This is a genomic window from Streptomyces sp. NPDC051907, from assembly GCF_040681075.1.
Lineage (GTDB): Bacteria > Actinomycetota > Actinomycetes > Streptomycetales > Streptomycetaceae > Streptomyces.
Window position 1 is genome coordinate 21,434 of record NZ_JBFAYB010000005.1, and the last position, 24,054, is coordinate 45,487.

Below are 24,054 nucleotides of genomic sequence, written 5' to 3' on the forward strand. Positions count from 1 at the left end.
GATGTCGGCCTTGGCGTCGCATCGCAAGCCGCGTACCCGTACCGGAATCCCCGGGATGGCCGGAATACGCACCAACTCCCCCGCCGTCGGGTTCACTACGGCTGCGCTCGCCGGCGTCACCCTGCTGTCGACGCAGAGCGCCGACGCGGCGCCCGCCGACCCGAACCCCTCCGTCGAGGAAGTACAGAAGAAGGTCGACGACCTGTACCGGCAGGCCGGTTCGGAGACCCAGCGCTACAACAAGGCCAAGGAGGCCACCGCCGAGAAGCGGCGCGAGGTCGACGGGATGCTCGACGAGGCCGCCAAGCGCACCGACAAGCTCAACGAGTCACGGCAGGCCCTCGGCAACTACGCCGCCGCGCAGTACCGGACGGGCGCGGTCACTCCGACCGCCGCGCTGCTGTTCGCGGACAGCCCGGAGTCGTACTTCGACCAGACGCAGCTGATGGACCGGATGACCGACCGTCAGCGCAAGGTCATCGACGACTACGAGACCGAGCGCGCCGAAGCGGCCGAGCAGCGCACGGAGGCGACCAAGAGCCTCGAGTCGCTCACGGAGTCCCAGAAGACGCTGCAGACCAGCAAGCGCGAGGTGCAGGCCAAGCTCGCCGAGGCGCGCTCGCTGCTGTCGAGGCTGACGGCGGACGAGAAGGCGCGGGTCGCGGAGCTCGAGCGCAAGAAGCAGGAAGAGGCCCGCCGCAAGGCCGAGGCGAAGGCCAAGGAGGAGGCGGAGGCCCGCGAGAAGGCCGAGGCGGAGGCTGAGGCCGAGCGCCGCCGCCAGGAGCAGAACGAGGGCGGCACAGGCCCGGGCACGGGCACGAACCCCGGCTCCGGTACGGGCCCCGGTACTGCCCCCGGCGACGGCTCGTACGCCACCAAGGCCGCCAAGGTCCTCTCCTTCGCTCGCGCCCAGATCGGCAAGCCGTACGTCTGGGGAGCGACCGGCCCCAGCTCGTACGACTGCTCCGGCCTGACCCAGGCCGCCTGGAAGGCCGCAGGCGTCGACCTGCCGCGTACCACCTGGGACCAGGTCAAGGCCGGCGAGCGCGTCGCCACGGAGGACCTGCTCCCCGGCGACCTGGTCTTCTTCTACGACGACATCAGCCACGTCGGCATCTACATCGGCGACGGCAAGATGATCCACGCCCCCAAGCCGGGCGCGAACGTCCGCGAGGAGTCGATCTACTACATGCCGATCTACGGCAGCGTCCGCCCGGCCTGACCCCGGGGACCCTACGGAGACGGCTCCAGACCGGGCATCAGCCCCGCGCCTGGGTCGCCGACCTGGCGGCCGCGTAGCAGCCCAGCGCCTCCCAGGCGTTCGCCGTCGCCGGCGCGCCTGGGAGGCGTCCGCGCTCCAGCGGACGCCTCACGCGTCCACGCCGTCTCACATCCAGGCCGCCTCACGTCCACGCCGACTCACGTCCACAGCGTCGCGATGAAGATGTTGGCGATCGTCAGGCCGCCCACCGCCCCGAAGACCGCCTTCTCCACCCGCTCCTCGTCCCGCTTGACGTACACCAGGGCGAGGATCACCACCAGCACCGCCAGCTTGACGCCGATCTTGAGGTTGTTCACCGGCTGGTCGTCCGCCTGGTTGAGGCCCACCAGCGCCACGCCCGTGACCAGCATGGTCAGCGCGCCGTGCAGCATCGCCGGGACGAACCGCGCCGTCCCCGCCCCCATCGCCTTCATCTGGGTGAGGAAACCCCCGAGCAGCGAGGCGATGCCGATGATGTGCAGGGCCACGAAGACATTGATCAATACGTCCATGAGGCGGAGCCTAACCGGCCCCATACCACCGCTCTCCGGTCAGGTATGCCTCATTCGTCGCATCGGTCACACGGGACGGGAACCCGGTCCGGCGCCATGGGCCCGGCACTCATAACGCGCCTTGTGCTGTCCACCTTTGTGCAATATCGGTCCGTACGCCTCACCCCCGTGACCTCCAGGCTTAGCGTCCTCCCTCAGGTGACCGACTCCCCACCGCCGCCGGACCCTCCCGGCGACAGTCGGCCGCCACCGCCGAGGAATCCGGCGGCGGGCCGCTCCCCCTGTGCGGTCCGTCGCCGGACCCGGACCCGCAGGGATCGGAAGGACGTGGACGCCCTCGTGGCAGTGCACCGGAAACCCAAGCAGTATCCGCTCACCGGGCCCGCCGCCCGGACCGCCGCCACCCTCGCGCTCGCCGGCGCGGCGACCGCCACCGCCTTCGAGGGCACCGGGTACGCCGAGCCCGCCCTCACCCCCGCTCAGGTCAAGGCCAAGGTCGACAAGCTGTACCAGGAGGCGGAGGCCGCCGCGGAGAAGTACAACGGGGCCAAGGAGCAGGCCGCCGAGGCGCGCACCGCGCTGGACTCGCTGCGGGACGAGGCCGTGCGCAGGACCGAGCGGCTCAACAACTCGCGCATGGCGCTCGGCTCGATCGCCACCGCCCAGTACCGCGCCGCAGGCATGGACCCCGGGCTCCAGCTCGCGCTCACCTCGGACCCCGACGACTACCTGGAGCGGGCCGCGCTCGCCGAGCGGGTGGGCGCGCGTCAGGCGGACGCCATCTCGGGGGTGGAGCAGCAGCTGGTGGAGATCGCCCGGCTGAAGGCGGAGGCGGGACGGCGGACGGCCGCGCTCAAGGCCCGGCAGAGCGAGCTGGCCGCGCACAAGTCGACCGTGCAGGACAAGCTCGCGGCGGCGGAGCGCCACTTGGACCGGCTGACCGCCGAGCAGCGCACGGCGTACGAGGGGTCCAGCGGCGCGGCCGCACCGGCGGACGACGTGCGCGCCGACCGCTCCAGCGCCCCCCGCGGCGCTCTCAAAGCGCCCAACGCCCGCGCCGAGCAGGCCATCGCGTACGCCTATGGAGCGATCGGGAAGCCGTACGTATGGGGGGCGACCGGACCCAACTCGTACGACTGCTCCGGTCTGACCCAGGCCGCCTGGCGCTCCGCCGGGGTCTCGCTGCCGCGCACCACGTACACCCAGATCAACGCGGGCCAGCGGGTGTCGCGCTCCCAGCTCGCCCCGGGGGACCTGGTGTTCTTCTACTCCGGGATCTCGCACGTCGGGCTCTACATCGGCGGCGGCAAGATGATCCACGCGCCGCGGCCCGGGTCCCCTGTCCGCGTCGCCCCGCTCGACGAGATGCCCTTCGCCGGAGCGACCCGGCCGGCTTGAGCCGCCTCACGCGAGCCGCCCACCCGCAGGCGACCCGAAGACGGCCCGCCCGCCCGAAGACGACCCGCCCGCAGACGAGACCCGGCCCGGCAGCCGCGACGACGCGACGTCCGGGCCGGGTCGGGTCGGGCCGTATGCGTCAGACCAGCCGGCGCGCCGTGGCCCAACGGGTCAGCTCGTGCCGGTTGGAGAGCTGGAGCTTGCGCAGCACCGCCGAGACGTGCGACTCGACCGTCTTGACCGAGATGAAGAGCTGCTTCGCGATCTCCTTGTACGCATAGCCGCGCGCGATCAGCCGCAGCACCTCGCGCTCGCGCTGGGTGAGCCGGTCCAGGTCCTCGTCCACCGGCGGCGCGTCCGTCGAGGCGAAGGCGTCCAGCACGAAGCCCGCGAGCCGCGGCGAGAACACCGCGTCGCCGTCCTGCACCCGGAAGATCGAGTCGACCAGGTCCGTGCCCGTGATCGTCTTGGTGACGTAGCCGCGCGCGCCGCCGCGGATGACGCCGATCACGTCCTCGGCCGCGTCCGAGACGGACAGCGCCAGGAACCGCACCGGGTTCTCGGCCGCCGCCATCATCGGGGCGCAGCGGCGCAGCACCTCCACCCCGCCGCCGCCCGGCAGATGGACGTCCAGCAGCACGACCTCGGGACGGGTCGCCGTGATCACGGTGACCGCCTGGTCGACGTCGGCGGCCTCGCCGACCACCTCGACGCCCGTGCGGTCGGTCTGCCCGATCTCGGCCTGCACTCCCGTGCGGAACATCCGGTGGTCGTCGACGAGCACGACCCGCACCCGCCGCTCCACGCCGCCCGCGCCCTCGCCGGCCGTGCTCTCTCCAGCAGCCTCGGTCATCCGTCCGCCCTCTCCATCTCGAGCTCCACTTCCGTGCCCCCGCCCGGTACGGAGCGCAGTCGCGCCGTGCCGCCGTTGCGCTGCATCCGGCCGATGATCGATTCTCTAACGCCCATGCGGTCCTCGGGCACCGCGTCCGGGTCGAAGCCCGGCCCCCGGTCCCGTACGGAGACGAACACCGTGCGGCCCTCGACCTCCGCGTAGACCTGCACCGCCCCGCCCTCGCCACCGTACTTCGCCGCGTTGACCATCGCCTCGCGCGCGGCCTGCATCTGCGCGGTCAGTTTCTCGTCGAGCGGGCAGTCGCCGACGACCACGACCTCCAGCGGGACGCCGTGCTTGTCCTCGACCTCGGCCGCGGCCTTCTTCACCGCCTCGGCGAGCGTGTCGGGCTCCTCGTCCTCGTCCTTGCCGTTGCCCTCGGGCTTGTAGAGCCAGTTGCGCAGCTCGCGCTCCTGGGCGCGGGCGAGGCGGCGGACCTCGCCGGCGTCGTCGGCGTTGCGCTGGATCAGGGTCAGGGTGTGCAGGACGGAGTCGTGGACGTGCGCGGCGACCTCGGCGCGCTCCTGGGCGCGGATGCGCATCGTCCGCTCCTCCGAGAGGTCCTGTGTCATCCGCACCAGCCACGGCCCGGCGAGCAGGGCGACTCCGGCGATGACGGCGACGGACGCGGTGAGCACGTTGCCGAGCTGGGCGGCCGAGCCGCGCACCACCATGAAGACGGTCAGGCCCATGCCGACCAGCGCGACGCCCGCCAGCGCCCGGCCCAGCTGGAGGAGCCTGCGGCGGCGGCCGACCTCGGTCCAGCGGGCGCGGCGGGCGTTGTCGGCCTGCCGCCACACCAGCACCACGCCTGCGCCGGTCAGCAGGATCGGCCAGATGTAGTTGGTGTTGCTGCCCATGTCGACGTTGCCGACGAAGACGGAGGCGCCGATGAGCAGCGCGGCCACCGCGACGAGCTGGCCGCGGTCGGGCTTGCGCAGCCGGCGGCGGCCGTCGGGCGTGGTCTCGAAGACGGAGCGCGGCTCGCTGGTCCTGCCGCCGACGCCGAGCGGCACGACGATCCAGAAGACGGCGTAGAGCACCACGCCGAGGCCGTTGGCCATGAGGAGGCCGAGGAAGACCAGCCGTACCCAGATGACGGGCAGTCCCAGATGCCCGGCGAGGCCGCGGGCCACTCCGCCGAGCATCCGGCCGTCGGCGCTGCGGTACAGCTTGCGCAGCGGCTGCTCCTCCGGCGCTGAGGCGCGTGAGGGACCGGCGGGTCGGGGCGTGGCGACTGGCATGCACCGATCGTCACACGCACGGGCGGGGCGCGGTATCAGGGTCGTCCCTTAAACCGACCCTGAAAGCGGTGGGCGACAGTCCGACCTGAAAGCGGGGGCGATGGACCGATCCTGAGAGCCGGGGGCGATGGGCCCTGGCCCTGAGAGCTGGGGGCGATAGATCACCCCCGAGAGCCGGGGGCGATGGACCGACCCTGAGAGCCAGGGGGCGATATCAGGGACCGTCCAGGGTCGACCTGGGTGCCGCGGGGGCGCACGGCCCGTCACCATGGACGTATGACAGAGCCGACCAGCGCGCCCGCCGGCGCGCAGCAGCCGGATGCGCGGCATGAGGCGGCGGAGCACGAGCCGCCGCAGCTGCGCCGCGCCCCCCGCCACAAGGTGGTGGCCGGGGTCTGCGGCGGGCTCGGCCGGTACTGCGACGTGGACCCGGTGATCTTCCGGATCGTCCTGGGCGTGCTCTCGGTGACCGGCGGCATCGGCCTGATCTTCTACGGCTTCGCCTGGCTGGCGATCCCCGCCGACGACGAGGACGAGAACGAGGCCCGCCGGCTGCTGTCCGGCCGGGTCGACGGCGCGTCGCTGACCGCCGTGCTGCTCGCCCTGATCGGCTGCGGCCTCTTCCTGTCCATGCTGAGCAACGGCGGGATCCTCGCCTTCGCCGCGCTGCTCTCGATCGCCGTGGCCGGCGCGGCCGTGTGGTCGCAGCGCCGCCGGGTCACCTCGGCCGAGGGCGTGCATCTGGACGCGGTGACGGCGCAGGCGGTGTCCGAGGCCCCGCCCGAGACGAAGGCGCCGCCCGTCCGCGACAGCCCGTCGTGGTGGCGGGACCCGATCGTCAAGGACGGCACGACCGGCCCGGTGCCCACCGGGTATCTGTGGGGCCCGGCGGACGCCTCGCTCGACGGGCTGACGCCGCGTCGGCGGCATGCGTCCCCCGCCGCCCCCGCCGCCGTGCGCGGGCCGCGCGCCATCGGCGGCGCGGTCTTCCTGCTGGCGCTGATCGCGGGCGGGCTGGGCACGGGCATCAGCTGGGACTCCCAGCCGCTGGGCACCAGCCTGCAGATCGGCCTGGTCTGCGCGCTGGGCGTGTTCGGACTGGGGCTGCTGGTCAGCTCGTTCCTGGGCCGTACGGGCTTCGGCACGCTGCTGCTGACGGTGATCACGGCGGGGCTGCTGGCGGGCGCGTCCGCGCTGCCCAAGGACATCAGCACCCACTGGTCGCGCACCTCGTGGAAGCCGGCGTCCGTGTCGGCCGTGCAGCCGTTCTACGACCATGGCACCGGCATCGCGACCCTCGATCTGTCCGCCGTCGCCGTGCCCGAGGGCGAGACGGTGACGACGATGGCGCAGGTGGGGGCGGGGCAGCTCAAGGTCGTGGTGCCGAAGGACGCGTCGGTGCGGCTGACGGCCGAGGCGGGTCTGGGCGACGTCCGGCTGCCCGACGACACGTCGCAGGACGTCGACGTCGCTCCCGCCCGGGAGCGGGCGGCGACCCTGGCGCCCCCCAAGGGCGCGAAACCGTCCGGAACGCTGGAGCTCCGCCTCGAGGTGGGCCTGGGACAGGTGGAGGTGACCCGTGCCGCGTCCTGACGACGTACGTCCTGACGAACGGCCTTCGCAGGGACGGCGAGAGGAGGGCTGGAGCCCTGACGCCTGGGGTCCGGCGGGATCGGGCGGCCCGGGCTTGGGATCGGCGGGTCCTGCGGGATCGGGCCCCGGCGCGGGACCGGAGGGCTGGGGTCCGCTCGGCCCGACAGGCCCGACGGGCCCGGGTCGCCCGCGCCGCCCTGAGGAGCGGCCTCGGCTCCGGCACGGCTTCCGCCCCGGCAAGCTGCTCGCGGGCACGGCGGTGCTGACCGCCGCCCTCCTCTTCGCGGGCGATGCGGCCGGCGCCTGGCAGACGCCCTGGTGGGTGGTCTTCCCGGTGGTCTTCGGCGGTCTGTTCCTGGCCGGGACCGTGACCTGGCTGCACTACATCGTTCGTCGGCGCCGCGCCGCGATCATCGCGTCGAGGGAGAGCACCGCCGCCCCGCCGACCACCAGCGGCAGCCAGGCCATGAGGTAGGCGAGGTCGTTGCCGTAGTAGTACGGCTCGGTCTGCCAGCTCACCGTCAGCCACAGGCTCAGCGAGATCAGCGCCCCGCCGAACGCGGCGATCCGGGCGAGCAGCCCGACCAGGGTGCCGACCCCGACGGCCAGCTCGCCGTACGCGATGGCGTAGCCGAAGCCCTCGGGGTTCTTCAGCGCCAGGTCGACCAGTCCGGGCACGGCCGAGGTGTCGCGCACCGCGCGCATCATGTCGCCGATGGAGTCGGGGCCGCTCGCCGCCAGGAACTGGCTGTCGGTGAGCTTGTCCAGGCCCGCGTAGACGAAGGTCACGCCCAGGAAGATCCGCAGCGGCAGCAGCGCGTAGGGCTGTGCCCGGTCGCGCCAGCCGCCGCCGACGGGGCCGCCGCCGTCGAGGGCGCCGTAGTTCGTCGGCCGGTATGTGTGTGCCATCGCTGGTCCCGCCTTCGGTTGACCCGTCAACTGACCATACGTACGACGGCGTGGCCCCGCTCACCAGGTGTGCGGCGCACACTGTGACAAGCGGAGGCCCAGCGTCAGCCCCCGACGGGCGCGGACCGGGGCGCCGGCGGCGCGCCGGTCAGTCGGTCACCTCGATGAGGCAGCGGTTGGACTCCACCCCCGAAGCGGTCACCACCTGCACGTCCACCTGACCCGGCTCGACCTCCACCGGGACCGGCACGGTGATGACGGTGTCCGACGGGTTGGCGAAGCCGCCGGGGACGGGGATCAGCGGTACGTGGACATGGACCGGGCCGATGCGCACGACCATTCGGGCCAGCCGGTCCGGGTCGCCGGCGCCCGGCGGCACGAAGCCCGCGCCGCGGATCTCGATGTCGTCGCCGGTGCGGATGGGGGCGTCCAGGTCGCCCGCCTCCCGGGCCCGGACGACGGACAGGACGACGGGCCGGCCGCCCTCCGCGTACTTCCCGGCGAAGTACGTCGCCGCCGACACCACGACGAGCAGCGCCAGGCCCCACGGAAGCTGCGGCAGCTGCTCGGGCCGACGGGCCAGCCGTATCAGGGCGAACACCACGGCAACGCCGCTGACCAGGGCGTACTGCACGTCCGAGAAGCTGCCGCGGCCGTTGTCGTCGCAGAGCAGATCGGCCAGCCTCGGCCGGTCGGCCCGCACCTTCGGCAGCCGCTGGGTCAGCACCCGCACGGCGACCACGCGGCGTACGACGACGGCGACGGCGCAGACCAGCGCGACGACGCAGAGCAGGCTCGCGCCGCGGGCGAGGCCGAGACCCCGGGTGAGCGCGTCCCGCTCGGCGGCGGAGGAGGCCAGGCCCAGCTGGAAGGCGAGGACCAGCACGGAGAAGGCGGCGAGGAGCACCCAGGCGATGGCGACGGCGCGGGAGGTGGAGAGCCGGTTGTCCTCGCCGATCAGCGGGGCGAGCAGACCGCCGCGCGCCCGGTGCAGCCGGGCCGCGCCGGTCAGCGCCGCCGCGAGCAGGAGGGCGGCGAGCAGCCCGGCGGTGCGTGCCGTGCTCCAGCCGCTGTCGACGGCGGTGAGCGTCTGGCCGAGCGCGAGGGCCAGGACGCTCGCCCAGACCACCATCAGCGAGCTGCGCCAGACCAGCTGGAGCCAGGCGTCGCCGACCGCGCGGCTGCGGTCGGCGACGGAGCGGGCGGACTGCCTCAGCTCGTCGGAGACCCACTGGCGCGACGCCCCCGGCGAGTGGGCGACGCCGACGGGGAGGCCCTGGCCCGCGGCGAACTCATCCCGTTTGGCGAGGAACGCGGCCACCGCGCGCCGATGCCCCTCGCGCGCTCCGTGCGTGCATTCGTCGCACTCTCTCGCCTCTTGCACGGCCACGTTCGTACGCCACCCTTCCCCGCCCCGCACCGAGTGATCTTCCGCTATGAAATTCCTTTTGATGACTGGGAATTGTGCCGTACGAACGGGCGACGCGCCGGAGCACAGCAGGCCGACAGGGGTGAATTCGCCGTCGCGGAATTGACCGGGGGGAACCGTCAGGCCGCCGGGAGCGCTACTGGAGCAGGTCGGGCTCGGCCCGGCTGATCTGCTGCCACATCGGCTGGTAGTTGATCCAGGCGACGAGATCGCTGCCGAGCTGCTCGCGGGTGTCGACGGCGTCCCGGTGCTCGATCAGCACGGGCTTGCCCGCCGCCCGCGCCGCGAGCTGCACCTGGGCGCAGCGCTCCATCGAGACGAACCACCAGGCCGCGGCGTCGACCGAGTCCCCGACGGTCAGCAGCCCGTGGTTGCGCAGGATGACGGCCTTGTACGGGCCGAGTGCCTCGGCGATCCGGCGCCCTTCCGCCTCGTCGACGACCACTCCGGTGTACCGGTCGAAGAGCGCGTGGTCCTGGTAGAAGGCGCACGCCTCCTGGGTGATCGGCTCGATCAGCTCGCCGAGCGCGGACAGGGCGCGTCCGTGCACGGAGTGGGTGTGGGCGACGGCGACCACGTCGGGCCGGGCGAGGTGGACCTGGGCGTGCACGGCGAAGGCGGCCTGGTTGACGTGGCGCCGTCCGACGACGACCTGGCCGGCGGCGTTGACCAGGACCAGATCGCCCGCGGCGACGTGCGCGAAGGGCACGCCGAAGGGGTTGACCCAGAAGCAGTCGGCGAACTCGGGGTCCCGGACGCTGACATGCCCGGACACCCCTTCCTCGTACCCGAGCCGCCCGAACAGCCGCACCGCGCCGGCCAGCCGCTCCTTGCGGTAGGCCCGCTCGTCCGCCGGGGAGTCGTGCACGGGAGGCATCGAGAAGCGCAGCTGTTCCACGGGTATGGGGGCGGGCGTCTCCGTCATGGCTGGAAGCTACCTCTGGGTACCTCAACTGACCAGAGATCGGGGCGTCTTCCACGAGAATGCGCTCATGACCGACACGACATCCCCGCTGGTCTCTCTCCTCGGCCTGGAGCCGCATGTGGAAGGCGGCTGGTTCAGGGAGACCTGGAAGACGGCCGGATCCACGACGCCGCCGGACTATCCCGGCCCGCGCACCTACGCGACGGGCATCTACTTCCTGCTGCACCCCGGCGAGAGCTCGCGCTGGCACCGCGTGCGCTCCGACGAGCTCTGGCTCTGGCACCGCGGCGGCCCGCTCCGCCTGCATCTGGGCGGCACGGGCGAGACGCCCTCGCTGGAGACCACGCTGACGCTCGGCCCGTCCGTCGAGTCGGGCGAACGCCCCCAGCTCCTGGTCCCGGCGGGCGCCTGGCAGGCGGCCGAGCCCGTGGGCGCCGAGCCGGTGCTGGTGACCTGCGTCGTCGCGCCGGGCTTCCACTTCGACGACTTCGAGCTGGAGAAGCCGTAGCGAGAGCCATGAAGCCGTGAAGCGAGAGCCATAGAGGACCGCCCGCGCGACACGCCTCCCCTGCACGCGCCGACGCCGCCGCTCGGCAAGACGAGCGACGGCGTCGGCGATACGGCTACGGGGGGTCTACTCCCACTCGATGGTGCCCGGCGGCTTGCTGGTCACGTCCAGCACCACGCGGTTGACGTCGGCCACCTCGTTGGTGATCCGCGTCGAGATCCTCGCCAGCACGTCGTACGGCATCCGCGTCCAGTCCGCCGTCATCGCGTCCTCGGACGAGACGGGACGGAGCACGATCGGGTGGCCGTACGTCCGGCCGTCGCCCTGCACGCCGACGCTGCGGACGTCCGCGAGCAGCACGACCGGGCACTGCCAGATGTCCCGGTCGAGACCGGCTGCCGTGAGCTCCTCGCGGGCGATGGCGTCGGCCTCGCGGAGCAGGTCCAGACGGTCCCTCGTCACCTCGCCGACGATCCGGATGCCCAGGCCGGGGCCCGGGAACGGCTGGCGCTGGACGATCTCCTCCGGCAGGCCCAGCTCCTGGCCGACCATCCGGACCTCGTCCTTGAACAGCTGGCGCAGCGGCTCGACGAGCTCGAACTCGAGGTCCTCGGGGAGCCCGCCGACGTTGTGGTGCGACTTGATGTTGGCGGTGCCGGTGCCGCCGCCGGACTCGACCACGTCGGGGTAGAGGGTGCCCTGGACGAGGAAGGCGACGTCCTCGCCGTGCTCGGCCTCGGCGATGATCTCGGCCTGCGCCTGCTCGAAGACCCGGATGAACTCGCGGCCGATGATCTTCCGCTTCTCCTCGGGGTCGGAGACCCCGGCGAGCGCGGCCAGGAACCGCTCCTGCGCGTCGACGACCTTCAGCGAGACGCCGGTCGCCGCGACGAAGTCCTTCTCGACCTGCTCGGTCTCGCCCTTGCGCATCAGACCGTGGTCGACGTACACGCAGGTCAGCTGCGAGCCGATGGCCTTCTGCACAAGAGCGGCGGCCACCGCAGAGTCGACGCCGCCGGACAGGCCGCAGATGGCGCGCTTCGTGCCGACCTGCTCGCGGATCGCCGCGACCTGCTCGTCGATCACATTGCCGGTCGTCCAGGTCGGCTCGATGCCGGCGCCCCGGTAGAGGAAGTGCTCCAGGACCTGCTGGCCGTAGGTGGAGTGCATCACCTCGGGGTGGTGCTGGACGCCGTAGAGCTTCTTCTCGTCGTTCTCGAAGGCCGCGACCGGGACGACGTCCGTGGACGCGGTGACGGTGAAGCCCTCGGGCGCGGCGGAGCAGGCGTCGCCGTGCGACATCCACACGGGCTGCTCGGCCGGGGTGCCCTCGAAGAGGGTGGAGCCGGTCTTGGAGACGTGCAGCGGCGTGCGGCCGTACTCGCGGGCGCCGGTGTTGTCGACGGTTCCGCCGAGCGTCGTGGCCATCAGCTGGAAGCCGTAGCACATGCCGAAGACGGGGACGCCGGCCTCGAAGATCTGGCGGTCGAGGCGCGGCGCGCCCTCCGCGTACACGGAGGAGGGGCCGCCGGAGAGGATGATCGCCGCGGGCTTCTTGGCCAGCATCTCGGCCACCGGCATGGTGGACGGGACGATCTCGCTGTAGACCCGCGCTTCACGCACGCGGCGGGCGATGAGCTGGGCGTACTGCGCGCCGAAGTCGACAACGAGGACTACGTCCGGGTTGGAAGTCTCGGGCGCGGCAGCGGGGGACGCTGATGACACTTCGGCGGCCTTCCGGCGGGATGGGAGGGGTCGGTTTTGTCGATTCTACCGGCGCGCCAGGGTGACTTTTCGTCTCACCATCCGAACCCGGATTGCCGCGCTCCGAGTCGGCTGGTCCATACTGGCCGCATGCACAAGCAGCTGACCTTCGTCTTTACCTATGGCACCGGCCCGTCCGGCTGCCATGGTCGTGCTGCTTGAGCTGCTGACAAGCGACTTCCCAGGCGCCCCGGGCCGACAAGGCCCGGGGCGTTCTGTCATCTCCGGGCCGTGCCGCTCCGGGGCCTCCTCCCAGCAAAGGAGCCCCACACCATGACCGCTACCGCTACTGCCGCTGCTGCCGCCGCCGGCGAGAAGACCGGTGCGCGCACCGACGAGGCCGCGGGCGTGATCACCGGCGCACGCGAGCGCATCGACGCGCTCGACGACCGGATCATCGGCCTGATCCAGGAACGGATGGCCGTCTCCACGGTGATCCAGGAAGCCCGCATCACCTCGGGCGGCCGCCGGGTGAGCCTGTCGCGCGAGATGGAGGTGCTCGGCCACTACAGCGAGGCTCTCGGCAAGCCGGGCACCTCGCTGGCGATGACGCTGCTGGAGCTGTGCCGGGGACGTATCTGAGTTCGGGCGCATCCTCACCCGTACGGCGCGTGACCGCACGCGACGAGGCTTCGTTGGTACCGGTGTCCGCGCCAGCCAGGGGCGGGCCAGGAAGGAAAACCACGCGTGGGCTCCGCTGGGGCGTGTGACGTGCGCAGGTACGTCGTGGGACCTCGCCCCAGCGCGCGTGACCGGTCGGCAGGGGACAGCAGCCCGGTCACCCGAAGAGCGGCCGGCTCCGGGGACGCCCGGGGCCGACCGCATCCGGACCGTCCGTCGGACGACCGGCGCAGGCGCTCGACTCCCCCCGGCGGACGACCCGTCGACTGCTCTTGTCGACTGCTCTTGAGGCAGCCCGTACCCCCGCCGCTCCGCACCCCCTCGCCCCCCCTTGGCCCAGAGCCGCCCGGGCGAACTGCGTCCCCGCTCGAAGCCGCCCGCCTCCGCTTCCTACGCGAGGCGTGAGTGACGCAGGCCACATAAAGATTCTGTGAGCGGTCGTACAACCCTTCTCACTGGTCACAGGTCATGCATGCGTAACAACGGCCTCACCCGTGTACCCCCATCTCGGAAGGCCCCTCCAAACGTGTGCCGCATCGCGTGGCACCCAGACTTCACTGAGGTCTTCATGAAGCTTCGCCGCGCTATGGCTGTCGCCGCCGCGACCGCCGTCATAGCCCCCGCCGCGCTCCTGGTCGCCCCGGCGGCTTACGCGACGACCCCCACGCCGAGCGAGACTGCCACCGCTCCGGCGCCCTCCGAGTCCGCCCCGACCTCAGCGGCTCCCAGCGCGAGCACCTCCGCCACCGCCTCGGCCTCCGAGACGGCCCCGGCGCCGAGCGCCTCGGCGTCCTCGCCGGCCGCCTCGGCCACCGCGTCGACGTCCGCGTCGCCGAGCACGCCGACGAAGACGCCGAGCCCGTCGGCGACCGCGCCCACCTCGCCCGACGACATCTGCGACTTCGAGGGCGAGCCGAGCCTCGACGAGAACCTGCGGACCAGCCTCGACGGCCTGCCGTCGAAGATCGTCGCGGGCAGCGGCTTCCACCAGTTCGAGCTCAACGTCTCGAACAAGGGCAAGAACGCCTACAAGCGCGTGGACCTCGGCGTCTTCACCGCGCAGGTGGACGAGGACACGTGGGAGGACACCACGGGTCACCTCACCCTGCAGTACAAGGACCCCGAGTCCGGCAAGTGGATCGACATCTCCCTCGACGAGGACGACGCGGGCGCCGGCTACCTCGGCTACACCGACGTGAAGGCGAAGGAGACGTTCACCGTCGACCTGCGCGTGAGCGTCGACAAGTCCGCTCCGGCCGGCTTCGGCTACGCCATGAGCATCGGCATCTACGCGGACGACGAGGGCAACTGCGTCTACGCGGACGACGAGTCGTACTACGAGTTCGACATCCTCGCCTCCGGCACGAAGCCCGGTGACGTCGAGGACGCCAAGCCGCAGGAGGGCGGCAAGAAGCCGCTGCCGTCCACCAAGCCGGCCGGCGACAAGGAGATCAAGGTCGAGGGCAACCTCGCCGAGACCGGTTCGGACTCCATGGTTCCCGTCATCGGCATCGTCGGCGGCATCGCCGTCGTCGCCGGCGCCGGCGTCATGTTCGCGATGAAGCGCCGCCGCGGCGACGCCACCGCGTAACGAGCCACCTGCAAGACCAGCGAGGCCGCTGCACTCGGAGGGGGGTGCAGCGGCCTCGCTGTGTGTTCGGGGCGTGCTCGGGGTTGCGAGCGGGCTCGTCAGGCGGTGCTGGACTGCGGCGGGACCGCGGTGCTGGACTGCTCCTTCGGCGGGACCGCGGGCATGCCCAGGAACGGCAGGTTCAGCGCGCCGAACGCGTCCGCCGGGACCACCGGGGACTTCGGGGCCACCGGGGACAGCCGTTCGTACGCCGCTCCCTGCGCCGGACGCAGGTCCTCCTCGCCCTTGTTGGGCCAGAACGACATCGCCCGCTCCGCCTGCGCCGTGATCGTCAGGGACGGGTTCACCCCGAGGTTCGCCGAGACCGCCGCGCCGTCCACGACCGAGACGCCGGGGTGGCCGTAGAGCCGGTGGTACGGGTCGATCACGCCCTCGTGGGCCGACGCGCCGATCGGGCAGCCGCCCAGGAAGTGGGCCGTCAGCGGGGTGCCCATCAGCTCGCCGATGTTCGAGCCCGCGAAGCCGTTGATCTCCTCGGCGAGCAGGGACGCGGCGCGGGTGGCCTCGGCGATCTGCTCGGGGTTGGGGACGCCGTGGCCCTGGCGGGCCGTGAGCAGGCCCTTGCCCAGGCCCTTGGGCTTGCGGTACGTCGTCAGCGAGTTGTCCAGCGACTGCATGACCAGGCCGATGATGGTCCGCTCCGACCAGCGCCGGTTGGAGAGCGAGCGCAGCGAGAGCACGGGGTGGCGCGCGCAGTTGCCCAGCCAGCCCAGCACCCGGCGGCCGCCGTAGGGGACCTGGAGGATCGTCATCGCGCCCATGGCGTTGGAGCCCTTGCCGTAGCGGACGGGCTCGATGTGAGTGCTCTCGTCCGGGTGGATGGACGACGTGATCGCGACGCCGCGCGTGAAGTCGGCCTTGTGGCCGTGGCGCTTGCGGTAGCGGCGGTTGTCGGTCTGCGCGCCGACGATCGCCTCGGAGTTCGTGCGCGTCAGATCGCCGAGCCGCCCGGAGATGCGCGGGAGCAGTCCGCTGTCCTTCATCCGGTGCAGCAGGGTCTGCGTGCCGTAGGTGCCGGCGGCGACGACGACCCTGGGCGCCGTGAACGTGCGCCCCCGCCCCTTGCGCTTGGCGTCGCTGGGGAGGGTCTTGACCGCGAAGCCGCCTCGCGCGTCCTCGGTGACGGCGACGACCGACGTCATCGGGTGGACGACCGCGCCCGCCTTCTCGGCGAGGTAGAGGTAGTTCTCGTTGAGGGTGTTCTTCGCGCCGTGGCGGCAGCCCGTCATGCACTCGCCGCACTCGGTGCAGGCGCGCCGGGAGGGGCCAGCGCCCCCGAAGTAGGGGTCGGCGACCTCGCGGCCGGGCGCGGCCTTCGCCGTCCCGTGGGCGTCCTCGCCGTCGCCGAAGAACACCCCGACCGGCGCCATGTGGAAGCTGTCGCCGACGCCCATGGCCTGTGCGGTCGCCTTCAGATGGACGTCCGAGGGGGTCATCGTCGGGTTGAGCCGTACGCCCAGCATCCGCTTGGCCTGCTCGTAGTACGGCGTCAGCTCCGACTTCCAGTCGGTGATGGACGCCCACTGGCGGTCCTCGAAGAACGGCGTGGGCGGCACGTACAGCGTGTTGGCGTAGTTCAGCGAGCCGCCGCCGACCCCGGCGCCCGCCAGCACCATCACATTGCCGAGCAGATGGATGCGCTGGATGCCGAAGAGGCCGAGCGCCGGCGCCCAGAGGTAGTTGCGCAGGTCCCAGGAGTTCCTCGGCAGGCTCTCGCGGGTGAAGCGGCGGCCCGCCTCCAGGACGCCGACGCGGTAGCCCTTCTCGGTCAGCCGGAGAGCGGAGACCGAGCCGCCGAAGCCCGAGCCGACGACGATGACGTCGTAGTCGTAGGGAGATTCGTCCTGATTCTGGGCAGGGGGTGCCTCGGGCATGGCTCTCCTCGGTGCTTTCCTCTGTGCTTCTTGGGTGCTTCTGGGTGCTTCTTGGCTGCTTCTTGGATGCGGTGACGAGTGGGCTAGCGCAGGCGCAGGGCCTTCATCGCCTTCAGGGCCCGGCTCATGAACGCCGCGTACTTCTCGTCGTCCATGCCGAAGGACGGGCCCAGCGGCATCAGCCGCTGCTGGGCGACCGTCTGGGCCTCGGTGTACTTCAGGATGCCCTCGGAGCCGTGCCGCCGGCTGAGGCCGGAGTCCTTCATGCCGCCCATGGGCGCCTGGACGCTGCCGTACGCCGGCGCGTACCCCTCGTTGATGTTGACCGTGCCGGTGCGCAGCTTCGCCGCGACGGCGTGGCCGCGCCTGCCGTCCTTCGTCCAGACGCTGGAGTTGAGGCCGAACGACGTGGCGTTGGCCTGCGCGACGACCTCGTCCTCGTCGGTGAAGCGGTAGACGGAGACGACCGGGCCGAAGGTCTCCTCCGTGCACACGGCCATCGGCGACTCGACGCCTTCGAGGATCGTGGGCTCGTAGAAGTACGGGCCGATGTCGGGGCGGGCGACGCCGCCCGCGACGATCGTGGCGCCCTTGGCGACGGCCTCCTCGACATGGCGGGCGACGGTCTCCAGCTGGCGCTCGCCGACCAGGGAGCCCATGTCCGCTCCGTACGCCAGCGCCGTGCCGAGGCGCATCGCCTTGGTGCGCGCCGCGAACCGGGCGATGAAGTCGTCGGCGATCGACTCGTGGACGTACAGCCGCTCGATGGAGATGCAGAGCTGGCCGGCGGAGGAGAAGCAGGCGCGGACCGCTCCGGCCGCCGCCTTCTCGACGTCGGCGTCGTGCAGCACCAGCATGGCGTTCTTGCCGCCGAGCTCGAGGGAGACTCCGATGAGCCGGGCCGCCGCGCCCTGGGCGACCTCGCGTCCGGTGCGGGTCGAGCCGGTGAAGGAGACGTAGTCCGCGTGCTTGACGACCTCGGGGCCGACGACCGGGCCCTCGCCGAGCACGACCTGGAAGACCTCGGCGGGCAGCCCGGCCTCGATGAGCAGGTCGCGCGCCCACAGGGCGGTGAGCGCGGTCTCGGTGTCGGGCTTCATCACCACGGCGTTGCCGGAGACGAAGGCGGGCAGCGCGTCGCCGACCGACAGCTCGAGGGGGTAGTTCCAGGGGGCGATCTGGCCGACGACCCCGCGCGGCTGGCGCAGTTCGGTGGTCTTGGTCAGGACCGGGACGACGCCGGTGTGGCGCTTGGGCTTGAGGTAGAAAGGCGCCCTGCGGCCGTAGTGGCGGGCGGCGACGGCGACCGCCTGGACCTCTTCGTGCGCGTGGAGGCGGGCCTTGCCGGTCTCCAGCTGGATCAGGTCGAGGACCTCGGCCTGGCGCTCGAGCACGAGGTCGTGGAAGCGCAGCAGGACGGCGCCGCGGGCGCGCGGCGAGGCGGCGGCCCACAGGGGCTGCGCGGCGCGGGCGCGGGCGAAGGCGGTGGCCACGTCCTCGGGGGTGGACTCGGGCAGGTCCGCCAGCTTCTCGCCGGTGAAGGGCGTGTGGTTGAGGGTGCGGCCGGAACCGACCACGCCTCGGGCGAGTTGGGCGACCACCTCGGGGGTGACCACGTCGGCGGCGGTGCGCGCGCCGGCCGGGGCGGCGGCGGTGGGGTTGGCGCCGGGGGCGGCGGCGAGGGCCTGCGAGTCCGTCATGGGGGCGAGAGTATGCGCCATCCGGGGCTTTGGGTACCCGTCGGTAACAGCTTTTCACCGACCCTGCACCATCGCGCCAGCGATTGCTGGCACATAAGCCCTGATCAGGGGCGCTTCCACGGTTCACGGGGCTGTGGAGCCTTCACCGGACCTCACAGAATTCCTGCCCTCACGACCTGCCGCGGCTGCCCCCGACTCCCCTGCGCCGACCCCGGCGCGCACCCGCGCGCCGGGTGCGGGGGCGTCCCCGCGGCGTCACAGTCCTTCGATCTTGAGGTGCTCGACCACCTCGTCGAAGAGCTCGTCGCCCTCCTTGGCCGCCCAGCCCTCGGCGGGGCCGCTGACCCGCAGCCGCCAGTAGACCTGGCCGGCGCCCTCGCCCTTGACGACGACGCGCTCGTGCCAGAGGTAGCGGACCGGATCGTCGCTGGAGTCGCTGTACGGGACGTGGTCGACGAGCGTGTCGAAGGCCTTCTTGCCCTGCTGCGTCGTGGACTCGCTCGTGACGTCCGCGTCCTTGACGTCCAGCCCGTTCCGGCCGCCCTTCTCGTAGTACCGGCGCCAGACCTCCGCCTCGGGCTTGAGCTCGTCCTTCTCGGCCTCGGTGTCGATCCGCTCCAGGTAGACCTGGAAGACGCCGCTGGGGTCGGAGTAGGTGACGCTGTTGCCGGTGTCGCCCTCGACCCGCTCGTACTCCGCGGGCACCGCGATGCTCGCCGAGACGACCTCGCGGTCGGGACGGACCTCCCAGCCCTCCGGCATCCCCTCGGTCTTGAACGGATTGGCGAAGACGAGGACGGTGCCGACGGCCGCCGCGAGCAGGCCGGCGCCGAGCCCGAACTGCGCGGCGCGGTTGCCCTGGAGGATCGGCGGCACCCATCGGCTGCCGCCCGTCGCGGGCGCTCCGGCCGCTGCCGCGCCGCCGGCGAGGGCCCGCGTCGCCTCGGCCGTGGGCTGCGGCGGCCGGGCGACCGACTCCAGCGTCTGCCGGACCTCGGTGGCGTCCGGCCGCATCGCCGGGTCCTTGCGCAGCAGGCGCATCACCAGCGTGCCGAAGGCCCCCAGCCCGCGCGCGGGCATCTGCGGCTCGGCGGAGAGCACGGCCTGAAGGGTCGCGGGGACGTTGGACCGGCGGTACGGGGACATGCCCTCCACCGCCGCGTACAGCACCACGCCGAGCGACCACAGATCCGACTCGGGCCCGGGGGCCTGCCCCAGCACCCGCTCCGGGGCGATGAACTCCGGCGACCCGACGAAGCCCCCGGTCTCGGTCAGCCCCTGCTCGCCCTCCACCTGCGCGATGCCGAAGTCGGTGAGCACGACCCGCTCGCCGCGTCCCAGCAGGACGTTGTCGGGCTTGACGTCGCGGTGCAGCACGCCGGCCTCGTGCGCGGCCGTGAGCGCGCCCAGCACGGCGAGGCCGATCCTGGCCGCCTCGCGGACGTCGAGCGTGCCGTCCTGGAGCCGGCCGGCGAGCGACTGGCCCTGGACGAGCTCCATCACGATCCACGGCTTGGCGTCCTCGACCACCACGTCGTGCATGGTGACGACGGAGGGGTGCTCGATCCGGGCGGCGGCGCGCGCCTCGCGCTGCATGCGCAGATAGACCCGCTCGCGGTCGCGGTCGCTCAAGTGCTCGGGGACCCGAGGCTCCTTGACGGCGACGTCCCGGTCCACGACCTCGTCGCGGGCCCGCCAGACCGTGCCCATCCCGCCGTGCCCCAGGCGGTCCATCAGGCGGTAGCGTCCGCCGATCAGCCGCCCGACGGAGGGATCTGGGGCAGAAGCGGGGGAAGTCGAAGCGGAACCCGGCAGCGCGCTCGCCTGCGTCGGCTGGTACCCGGCGCTCTGCGGCGGCGCCGGCGCGTAAGCAGAGGAGGCAGAGGAGGCAGAGGAAGCGGAAGGAGCGGGAGGAGCGGAAGCGGAAGGATCGGAAGCCGCTCCGGCATGCGGCGGCCGAAGTCCGTAACTGGTGGGCTCGTTCACCCTTCCCCCCTCATTGGTCATGTTCACATCCTGACCAATCGAGGTCGGCGATGCCACCTGCGAAGGCGACCGGATGCAGAGCCGTGACAGTACCCGGCCTGTGTCCGCGCTCGTCATCCGGTCGCGGCGAAGGAGTCCAGAGCGGTGTCGAAGTGCCGCCGCGCCTCGTCCATGCGCCCGACCGGAGCGGAGACCCACACGTCGTACATCCGCCCCTTCTCGTCCCAGCAGATGTCGTACGTGTGCCGGGCGCCCTCGGGCATCGAGAAGCCGTTCCAGGTGAACTCCCAGAAGGCGGCGGCCAGTCCGTTGTGCGTGGTCGCGGTGACCTTGCCGTCGCGGTAGCCGGGGTTGGTGTCCGGCCCGCGGGCGGCCGAGCGCCGCATCGCGCCGAGCGGCCCGTCGGGCTTCGCGGCCTGCACCCTGATGCCGATGCGGATGCTCTGGTCGGCGGCCATGTAGTAGACGCGCTCGTCGTCGTGGGAGCGGGCGAAGCCCTCGGGGACGGCGAGCGAGAAGCCGCTGGAGTCGGTCACCGTGCGATACCCGGCGGGGACGGGGGTCTTGGCCGTCGGGGTCGAGCCCGGCGCGGGCGACTGGGCGGTGCGCGGCGGGTTCGCAGTGCTCCCGGCGCTCCCGGCGGCTGTGGCGCCCGGCGTGCTCTGCGGGCTGCTGCTCGGCGTCGCGCCCGCGGTCTGGCCCTCGCCCCGCACCACCAGCGCGGCGACCGCGCCCGCCCCGGCCAGCGCGGCCACCAGCGCCGCGACGACCAGGAACGGCGTACGGCGACGGGGCGGGCCCGTCGGCGCGGTCGCCGGGGTCGGGGTCCCGGTCGCTGGCGACTGCGGCAGATCGTGGTGGGTGGGCGTGTACCGGACTTCCGTCGACGGCAGCGACCCGGTCGTGACGTACGTACGCAGCAGCCGCTCCGCCTCCGTCGCGTCCAGCCGCCGCGCCGGGTCGCGCTCCAGCAGCCCCAGCACGACCGGCAGCAGGGGCGCGGCCTGCGCCGGCGGCCGGATCGCGTCCTCGACGACCGCGTGCAGGATGCCGCCCAGCGAGTCGCGCCGGAAGGGCGACTCGCCGCTCAGCGCCGCGCACAGCAGCACGCCCAGCGACCACAGATCCGACTCGGGCCCGGCCTCGGACCCCTGCATCCGCTCCGGGGCCGTGTACTCCGGCGACCCGACGAACGACCCCTCCTCGGTGATCGTCGTCGACCCGGCGAGCCGCGCGATCCCGAAGTCGGTGAGCACGACGCGCCCGGTGGACTCCTCCAGCAGCACATTGGCGGGCTTGAGGTCCCGGTGCAGCACTCCGAGCCCGTGGGCCGCGCGCAGCGCGCCCAGCAGCGCGATCCCGATCCGCGCCGTCTCGGCCACGTCGAGGAGGCCGCCGCTCGCGATCCGGTCGGCGAGCGAGCCGCCGTCGACCAACTCCATGACGATGTAGGGCCGTCCGTCGTCGACGACCACGTCGTGGACGACGATGACATGCGGATGCTTGATGCGGGCGACGGCGCGCGCCTCGCGCAGCGGCGCTGCGGCCGAGGCATAAGGGGACGCGGAGCGCCCCGCGTCGCCCTCGTCGAGGTGGAGCTCCTTGACGGCGACGCGGCGGCCGAGCAGTTCGTCGTCCGCTCTCCAGACCGTGCCCATGCCGCCGCGGCCCAGCCGGTCCAGAAGCCGGTAGCGGCCGGCGATCAGCCGCGTTTCCTCCGACACTGAAGTCCCTCTCGATTCGGCGTCGTTCCCCGTGATCCCTCGTCGGCCCGGCCTCGTCGCGGCAGGCGCGATCGTGACGCCGTCAGGCCGACAGGGTCATGATGCCGGAGGACGCCACCCCTCCAGCATGATGTCGAACTGCTCGCGGGTCGTCGCCCAGTCCTCGGCCGGCCCGGACATGTAGAGCGCGTACTCGGCGCCGTCCGGCGCGTAGTAGATCTGGTCGATCGCGTGCCGCTCGCCCGGGTGGTCCGTGCGCTCGGTCCAGGTGAACTCCCACAGCGCGGCGTTGGTCTCGTCGCGGAAGGTGTTGGGGCGCAGCTTCACCCGCTCGTACTTCGGGAGCCGCTTGAGCCCCTTCTCCATCTCCAGCATGTGCGTGTACGGATTCTCGAAGTCGGGCGTCTCATCGATGCTGATCCGTATGCGGTGGCGGCCGTTGTCCGGCGTGTAGTCGATCTGGTCGCCGTCCAGCTGCCGCTTCCAGCCGTCCGGCACGAGGAGGCTGAAGCCGGCCGGGTCGTCGGCGCGGTACCAGCCGGCGCGTGCGGCCGAGGGGTCCGGGTCGCCGGACGACTCCACTTGCTGCGACGGCGTGCCCTCGCCGTCCGCGTACTTCATGGCGGCGAGGCCCGCGCCCGTGCCGACCACGCCGGCGAGGACGACGACCAGCACGGCTCGGCGCAGCCGGCCGCCGCGCCGGGGCGCGGGGCGGCCCGCGTCCGAAGGGCCGGAGAGCGAGCCTGACGCCGCGGCGGCGGGGTCCAACGCATACGTCGCGTCGGGCGCCGAGCCCAGGTGGGACGGGTCGGGGCGCTGGTGCGACTGGGTCGCACTCGGCTCTGCGGGCAGGCTGCCGGGCGCCATGCGCTCGGTCCGCCGCGTGCCCTGGCTCCGCGGGTTCTGCGGGCTCTGCGGGTTCTGCGGGCTCTGCGGGTTCCGCGGGTTCCGCTCGTGAGGCTGGTCGCGGTGGCTGCGCTGGTCGCGCTCGTCCCGCTCGGGGAACTGCTGGGCCGGCTGCGAACGGTGCGACCGCTGGCTCGGCACGGTCGGCTGCCCGATGTCCGGAACGCGCCCCTCCATCACGTCCTGCATCAGCCGCCCGGCCTCGGCGGCCGAGGGCCGGTCGGCCGGGTTCTTGCGCAGCAGCGCCAGGATCACCGGCGCGAGCAGCCCCGCGTGGTCGGGGTGCGGCGGCTCGTCGCCGACGACGGCCTGCATGGTGGAGAGCGGCGACGTACGCCGGAACGGCGACGTGCCCTCCACCGCCGTATAGAGCGTCGCGCCGAGCGACCACAGGTCCGACGCGGGCCCGGGATCGGCGCCGCGCACCCGCTCGGGCGCCAAGTAGTCGATGGACCCGACGATTTCGCCGGTCCTGGTGATCGTCGAGTCGCCCTCGATCGCGGCGATGCCGAAGTCGGTGATCAGCACCCGGCCGTCGCGGGCGAGCAGTACGTTCCCCGGCTTGACGTCCCGGTGCAGCACGCCCGCGGCGTGCGCCGCCCCGAGCGCGCGCAGGACCTCGAGCCCCACGCGGGCCCCCTCGGCCGGCTCGATCCGCCCGGCCTCCTTGGCCGCGTCGGCGAGGGAGGGCCCGTCGACGTACTGCATGACGATCCAGGGGCGGGCGTCGTGCTCCAGCACGTCGTGGACGGTGACGACGCCGGGGTGGCTGATCCGGGCCGCGGCCCGGGCCTCCTTCTGGGTGCGCGCGTGCAGGACGATCCGGTCGGCCTCGGAGACGTACAGACCCGCCGTCAGCTCCTTGACGGCGACCACTCTGTGCAGCACCTCGTCGTGTGCGCGCCAGACCTTGCCCATGCCGCCGCGGCCGATCGTCTCGCTCAACCGGTAACGCCCGGCGAGCAGCAGACCCGCTCCCGCGCCTTGAGTGTGTTCCACGTCCCCCGCCCAGTTCCTATGGATGACAGGTTACGGAGGGGAAGTACGCACAAGGAACCTCGGATCCCTCAAGTGACCGCACTGTGATGCGCATCGCCGGTCAGTATGCGATTCTCGCGCCCCCGCCGTCACGCTCCGTGACACGGAGGCGGCCT

18 protein-coding genes are annotated in these 24,054 nt (G+C 72.5%); 6 read left to right on the top strand and 12 right to left on the bottom strand.

The genetic code is table 11. The annotated features are described in order from the left end of the window. Position 1 precedes the first annotated feature (1 nt). Positions 2-1,222, top strand: coding sequence for an NlpC/P60 family protein (locus AB0M39_RS04945; protein ID WP_365360246.1), 1,221 nt, complete (start codon positions 2-4; stop codon positions 1,220-1,222). Positions 1,223-1,419: 197 nt separating this feature from the next. Here the strand turns inward: AB0M39_RS04945 and AB0M39_RS04950 are convergent, their stop codons facing one another. Continuing rightward, a complete protein-coding gene (locus AB0M39_RS04950) occupies positions 1,420-1,773 on the bottom strand; it encodes a hypothetical protein (RefSeq protein WP_365360248.1) in 354 nt (117 codons plus the stop codon). 327 nt (positions 1,774-2,100) lie between these two features. On the opposite strand from AB0M39_RS04950, the gene AB0M39_RS04955 reads away from it, so the two are divergent. Further along, on the top strand, positions 2,101-3,171 hold the full coding sequence (locus tag AB0M39_RS04955) for an NlpC/P60 family protein (protein ID WP_365360250.1): 1,071 nt from the start codon (positions 2,101-2,103) through the stop codon (positions 3,169-3,171). A 139-nt stretch (positions 3,172-3,310) separates the two neighbouring features. Here AB0M39_RS04955 and AB0M39_RS04960 read toward each other — a convergent pair whose 3' ends face one another. Continuing rightward, entirely contained in the window at positions 3,311-4,024 is a 714-nt protein-coding gene (locus tag AB0M39_RS04960; RefSeq protein WP_365360252.1) for a response regulator transcription factor, read from the bottom strand. Continuing rightward, positions 4,021-5,310, bottom strand: coding sequence for a PspC domain-containing protein (locus AB0M39_RS04965; protein WP_365360254.1), 1,290 nt, complete (start codon positions 5,308-5,310; stop codon positions 4,021-4,023). Before AB0M39_RS04965 ends, AB0M39_RS04960 begins: the two co-directional genes overlap by 4 nt. A 276-nt stretch (positions 5,311-5,586) precedes the next feature. Here AB0M39_RS04965 and AB0M39_RS04970 point away from each other — a divergent pair, with 276 nt between their 5' ends. Further along, a complete protein-coding gene (locus AB0M39_RS04970; protein ID WP_365360256.1) occupies positions 5,587-6,903 on the top strand; it encodes a PspC domain-containing protein in 1,317 nt (438 codons plus the stop codon). Positions 6,904-7,284: 381 nt separating this feature from the next. Here the strand turns inward: AB0M39_RS04970 and AB0M39_RS04975 are convergent, their stop codons facing one another. The 3 genes from AB0M39_RS04975 to AB0M39_RS04985 form a co-directional block, all read right to left on the bottom strand. Further along, positions 7,285-7,812 carry a DoxX family protein gene (locus AB0M39_RS04975; protein WP_365360258.1) on the bottom strand — a complete coding sequence of 176 codons (528 nt, stop codon included), beginning with the start codon at positions 7,810-7,812 and terminating at the stop codon, positions 7,285-7,287. A 148-nt stretch (positions 7,813-7,960) separates the two neighbouring features. After that, positions 7,961-9,202 (bottom strand): hypothetical protein, encoded by a 1,242-nt coding sequence (locus AB0M39_RS04980; RefSeq protein WP_365360260.1) that lies wholly within the window; start codon positions 9,200-9,202, stop codon positions 7,961-7,963. 175 nt (positions 9,203-9,377) lie between these two features. Then, on the bottom strand, positions 9,378-10,166 hold the full coding sequence (locus AB0M39_RS04985; protein WP_365360262.1) for a class II aldolase/adducin family protein: 789 nt from the start codon (positions 10,164-10,166) through the stop codon (positions 9,378-9,380). 67 nt (positions 10,167-10,233) lie between these two features. On the opposite strand from AB0M39_RS04985, the gene AB0M39_RS04990 reads away from it, so the two are divergent. Beyond that, a complete protein-coding gene (locus AB0M39_RS04990) occupies positions 10,234-10,674 on the top strand; it encodes a cupin domain-containing protein (RefSeq protein ID WP_365360264.1) in 441 nt (146 codons plus the stop codon). 126 nt (positions 10,675-10,800) lie between these two features. On the opposite strand, the gene guaA is transcribed toward AB0M39_RS04990, so the two are convergent. After that, positions 10,801-12,399: a glutamine-hydrolyzing GMP synthase gene (gene guaA, locus AB0M39_RS04995; protein ID WP_365360266.1), complete on the bottom strand. Its 1,599-nt coding sequence runs from the start codon at positions 12,397-12,399 to the stop codon at positions 10,801-10,803. 312 nt (positions 12,400-12,711) lie between these two features. Here guaA and AB0M39_RS05000 point away from each other — a divergent pair, with 312 nt between their 5' ends. Both AB0M39_RS05000 and AB0M39_RS05005 read left to right on the top strand, forming a co-directional pair. After that, on the top strand, positions 12,712-13,020 hold the full coding sequence (locus tag AB0M39_RS05000; RefSeq protein ID WP_365360268.1) for a chorismate mutase: 309 nt from the start codon (positions 12,712-12,714) through the stop codon (positions 13,018-13,020). Positions 13,021-13,627: 607 nt separating this feature from the next. Beyond that, on the top strand, positions 13,628-14,650 hold the full coding sequence (locus AB0M39_RS05005) for an LAETG motif-containing sortase-dependent surface protein (protein ID WP_365360270.1): 1,023 nt from the start codon (positions 13,628-13,630) through the stop codon (positions 14,648-14,650). A gap of 98 nt (positions 14,651-14,748) precedes the next feature. Here AB0M39_RS05005 and AB0M39_RS05010 read toward each other — a convergent pair whose 3' ends face one another. The 5 genes from AB0M39_RS05010 to AB0M39_RS05030 form a co-directional block, all read right to left on the bottom strand. Then, positions 14,749-16,584 carry a GMC family oxidoreductase gene (locus AB0M39_RS05010; protein ID WP_365360272.1) on the bottom strand — a complete coding sequence of 612 codons (1,836 nt, stop codon included), beginning with the start codon at positions 16,582-16,584 and terminating at the stop codon, positions 14,749-14,751. Between the two features lie 83 nt (positions 16,585-16,667). Beyond that, positions 16,668-18,284: a succinic semialdehyde dehydrogenase gene (locus tag AB0M39_RS05015; protein ID WP_365360274.1), complete on the bottom strand. Its 1,617-nt coding sequence runs from the start codon at positions 18,282-18,284 to the stop codon at positions 16,668-16,670. Between the two features lie 255 nt (positions 18,285-18,539). Then, a complete protein-coding gene (locus AB0M39_RS05020; RefSeq protein WP_365360276.1) occupies positions 18,540-20,291 on the bottom strand; it encodes a serine/threonine-protein kinase in 1,752 nt (583 codons plus the stop codon). 92 nt (positions 20,292-20,383) lie between these two features. After that, positions 20,384-21,994, bottom strand: coding sequence for a protein kinase (locus AB0M39_RS05025; protein WP_365360278.1), 1,611 nt, complete (start codon positions 21,992-21,994; stop codon positions 20,384-20,386). A 96-nt stretch (positions 21,995-22,090) separates the two neighbouring features. After that, a complete protein-coding gene (locus AB0M39_RS05030; RefSeq protein WP_365360280.1) occupies positions 22,091-23,899 on the bottom strand; it encodes a protein kinase in 1,809 nt (602 codons plus the stop codon). Positions 23,900-24,054: the final 155 nt, after the last annotated feature.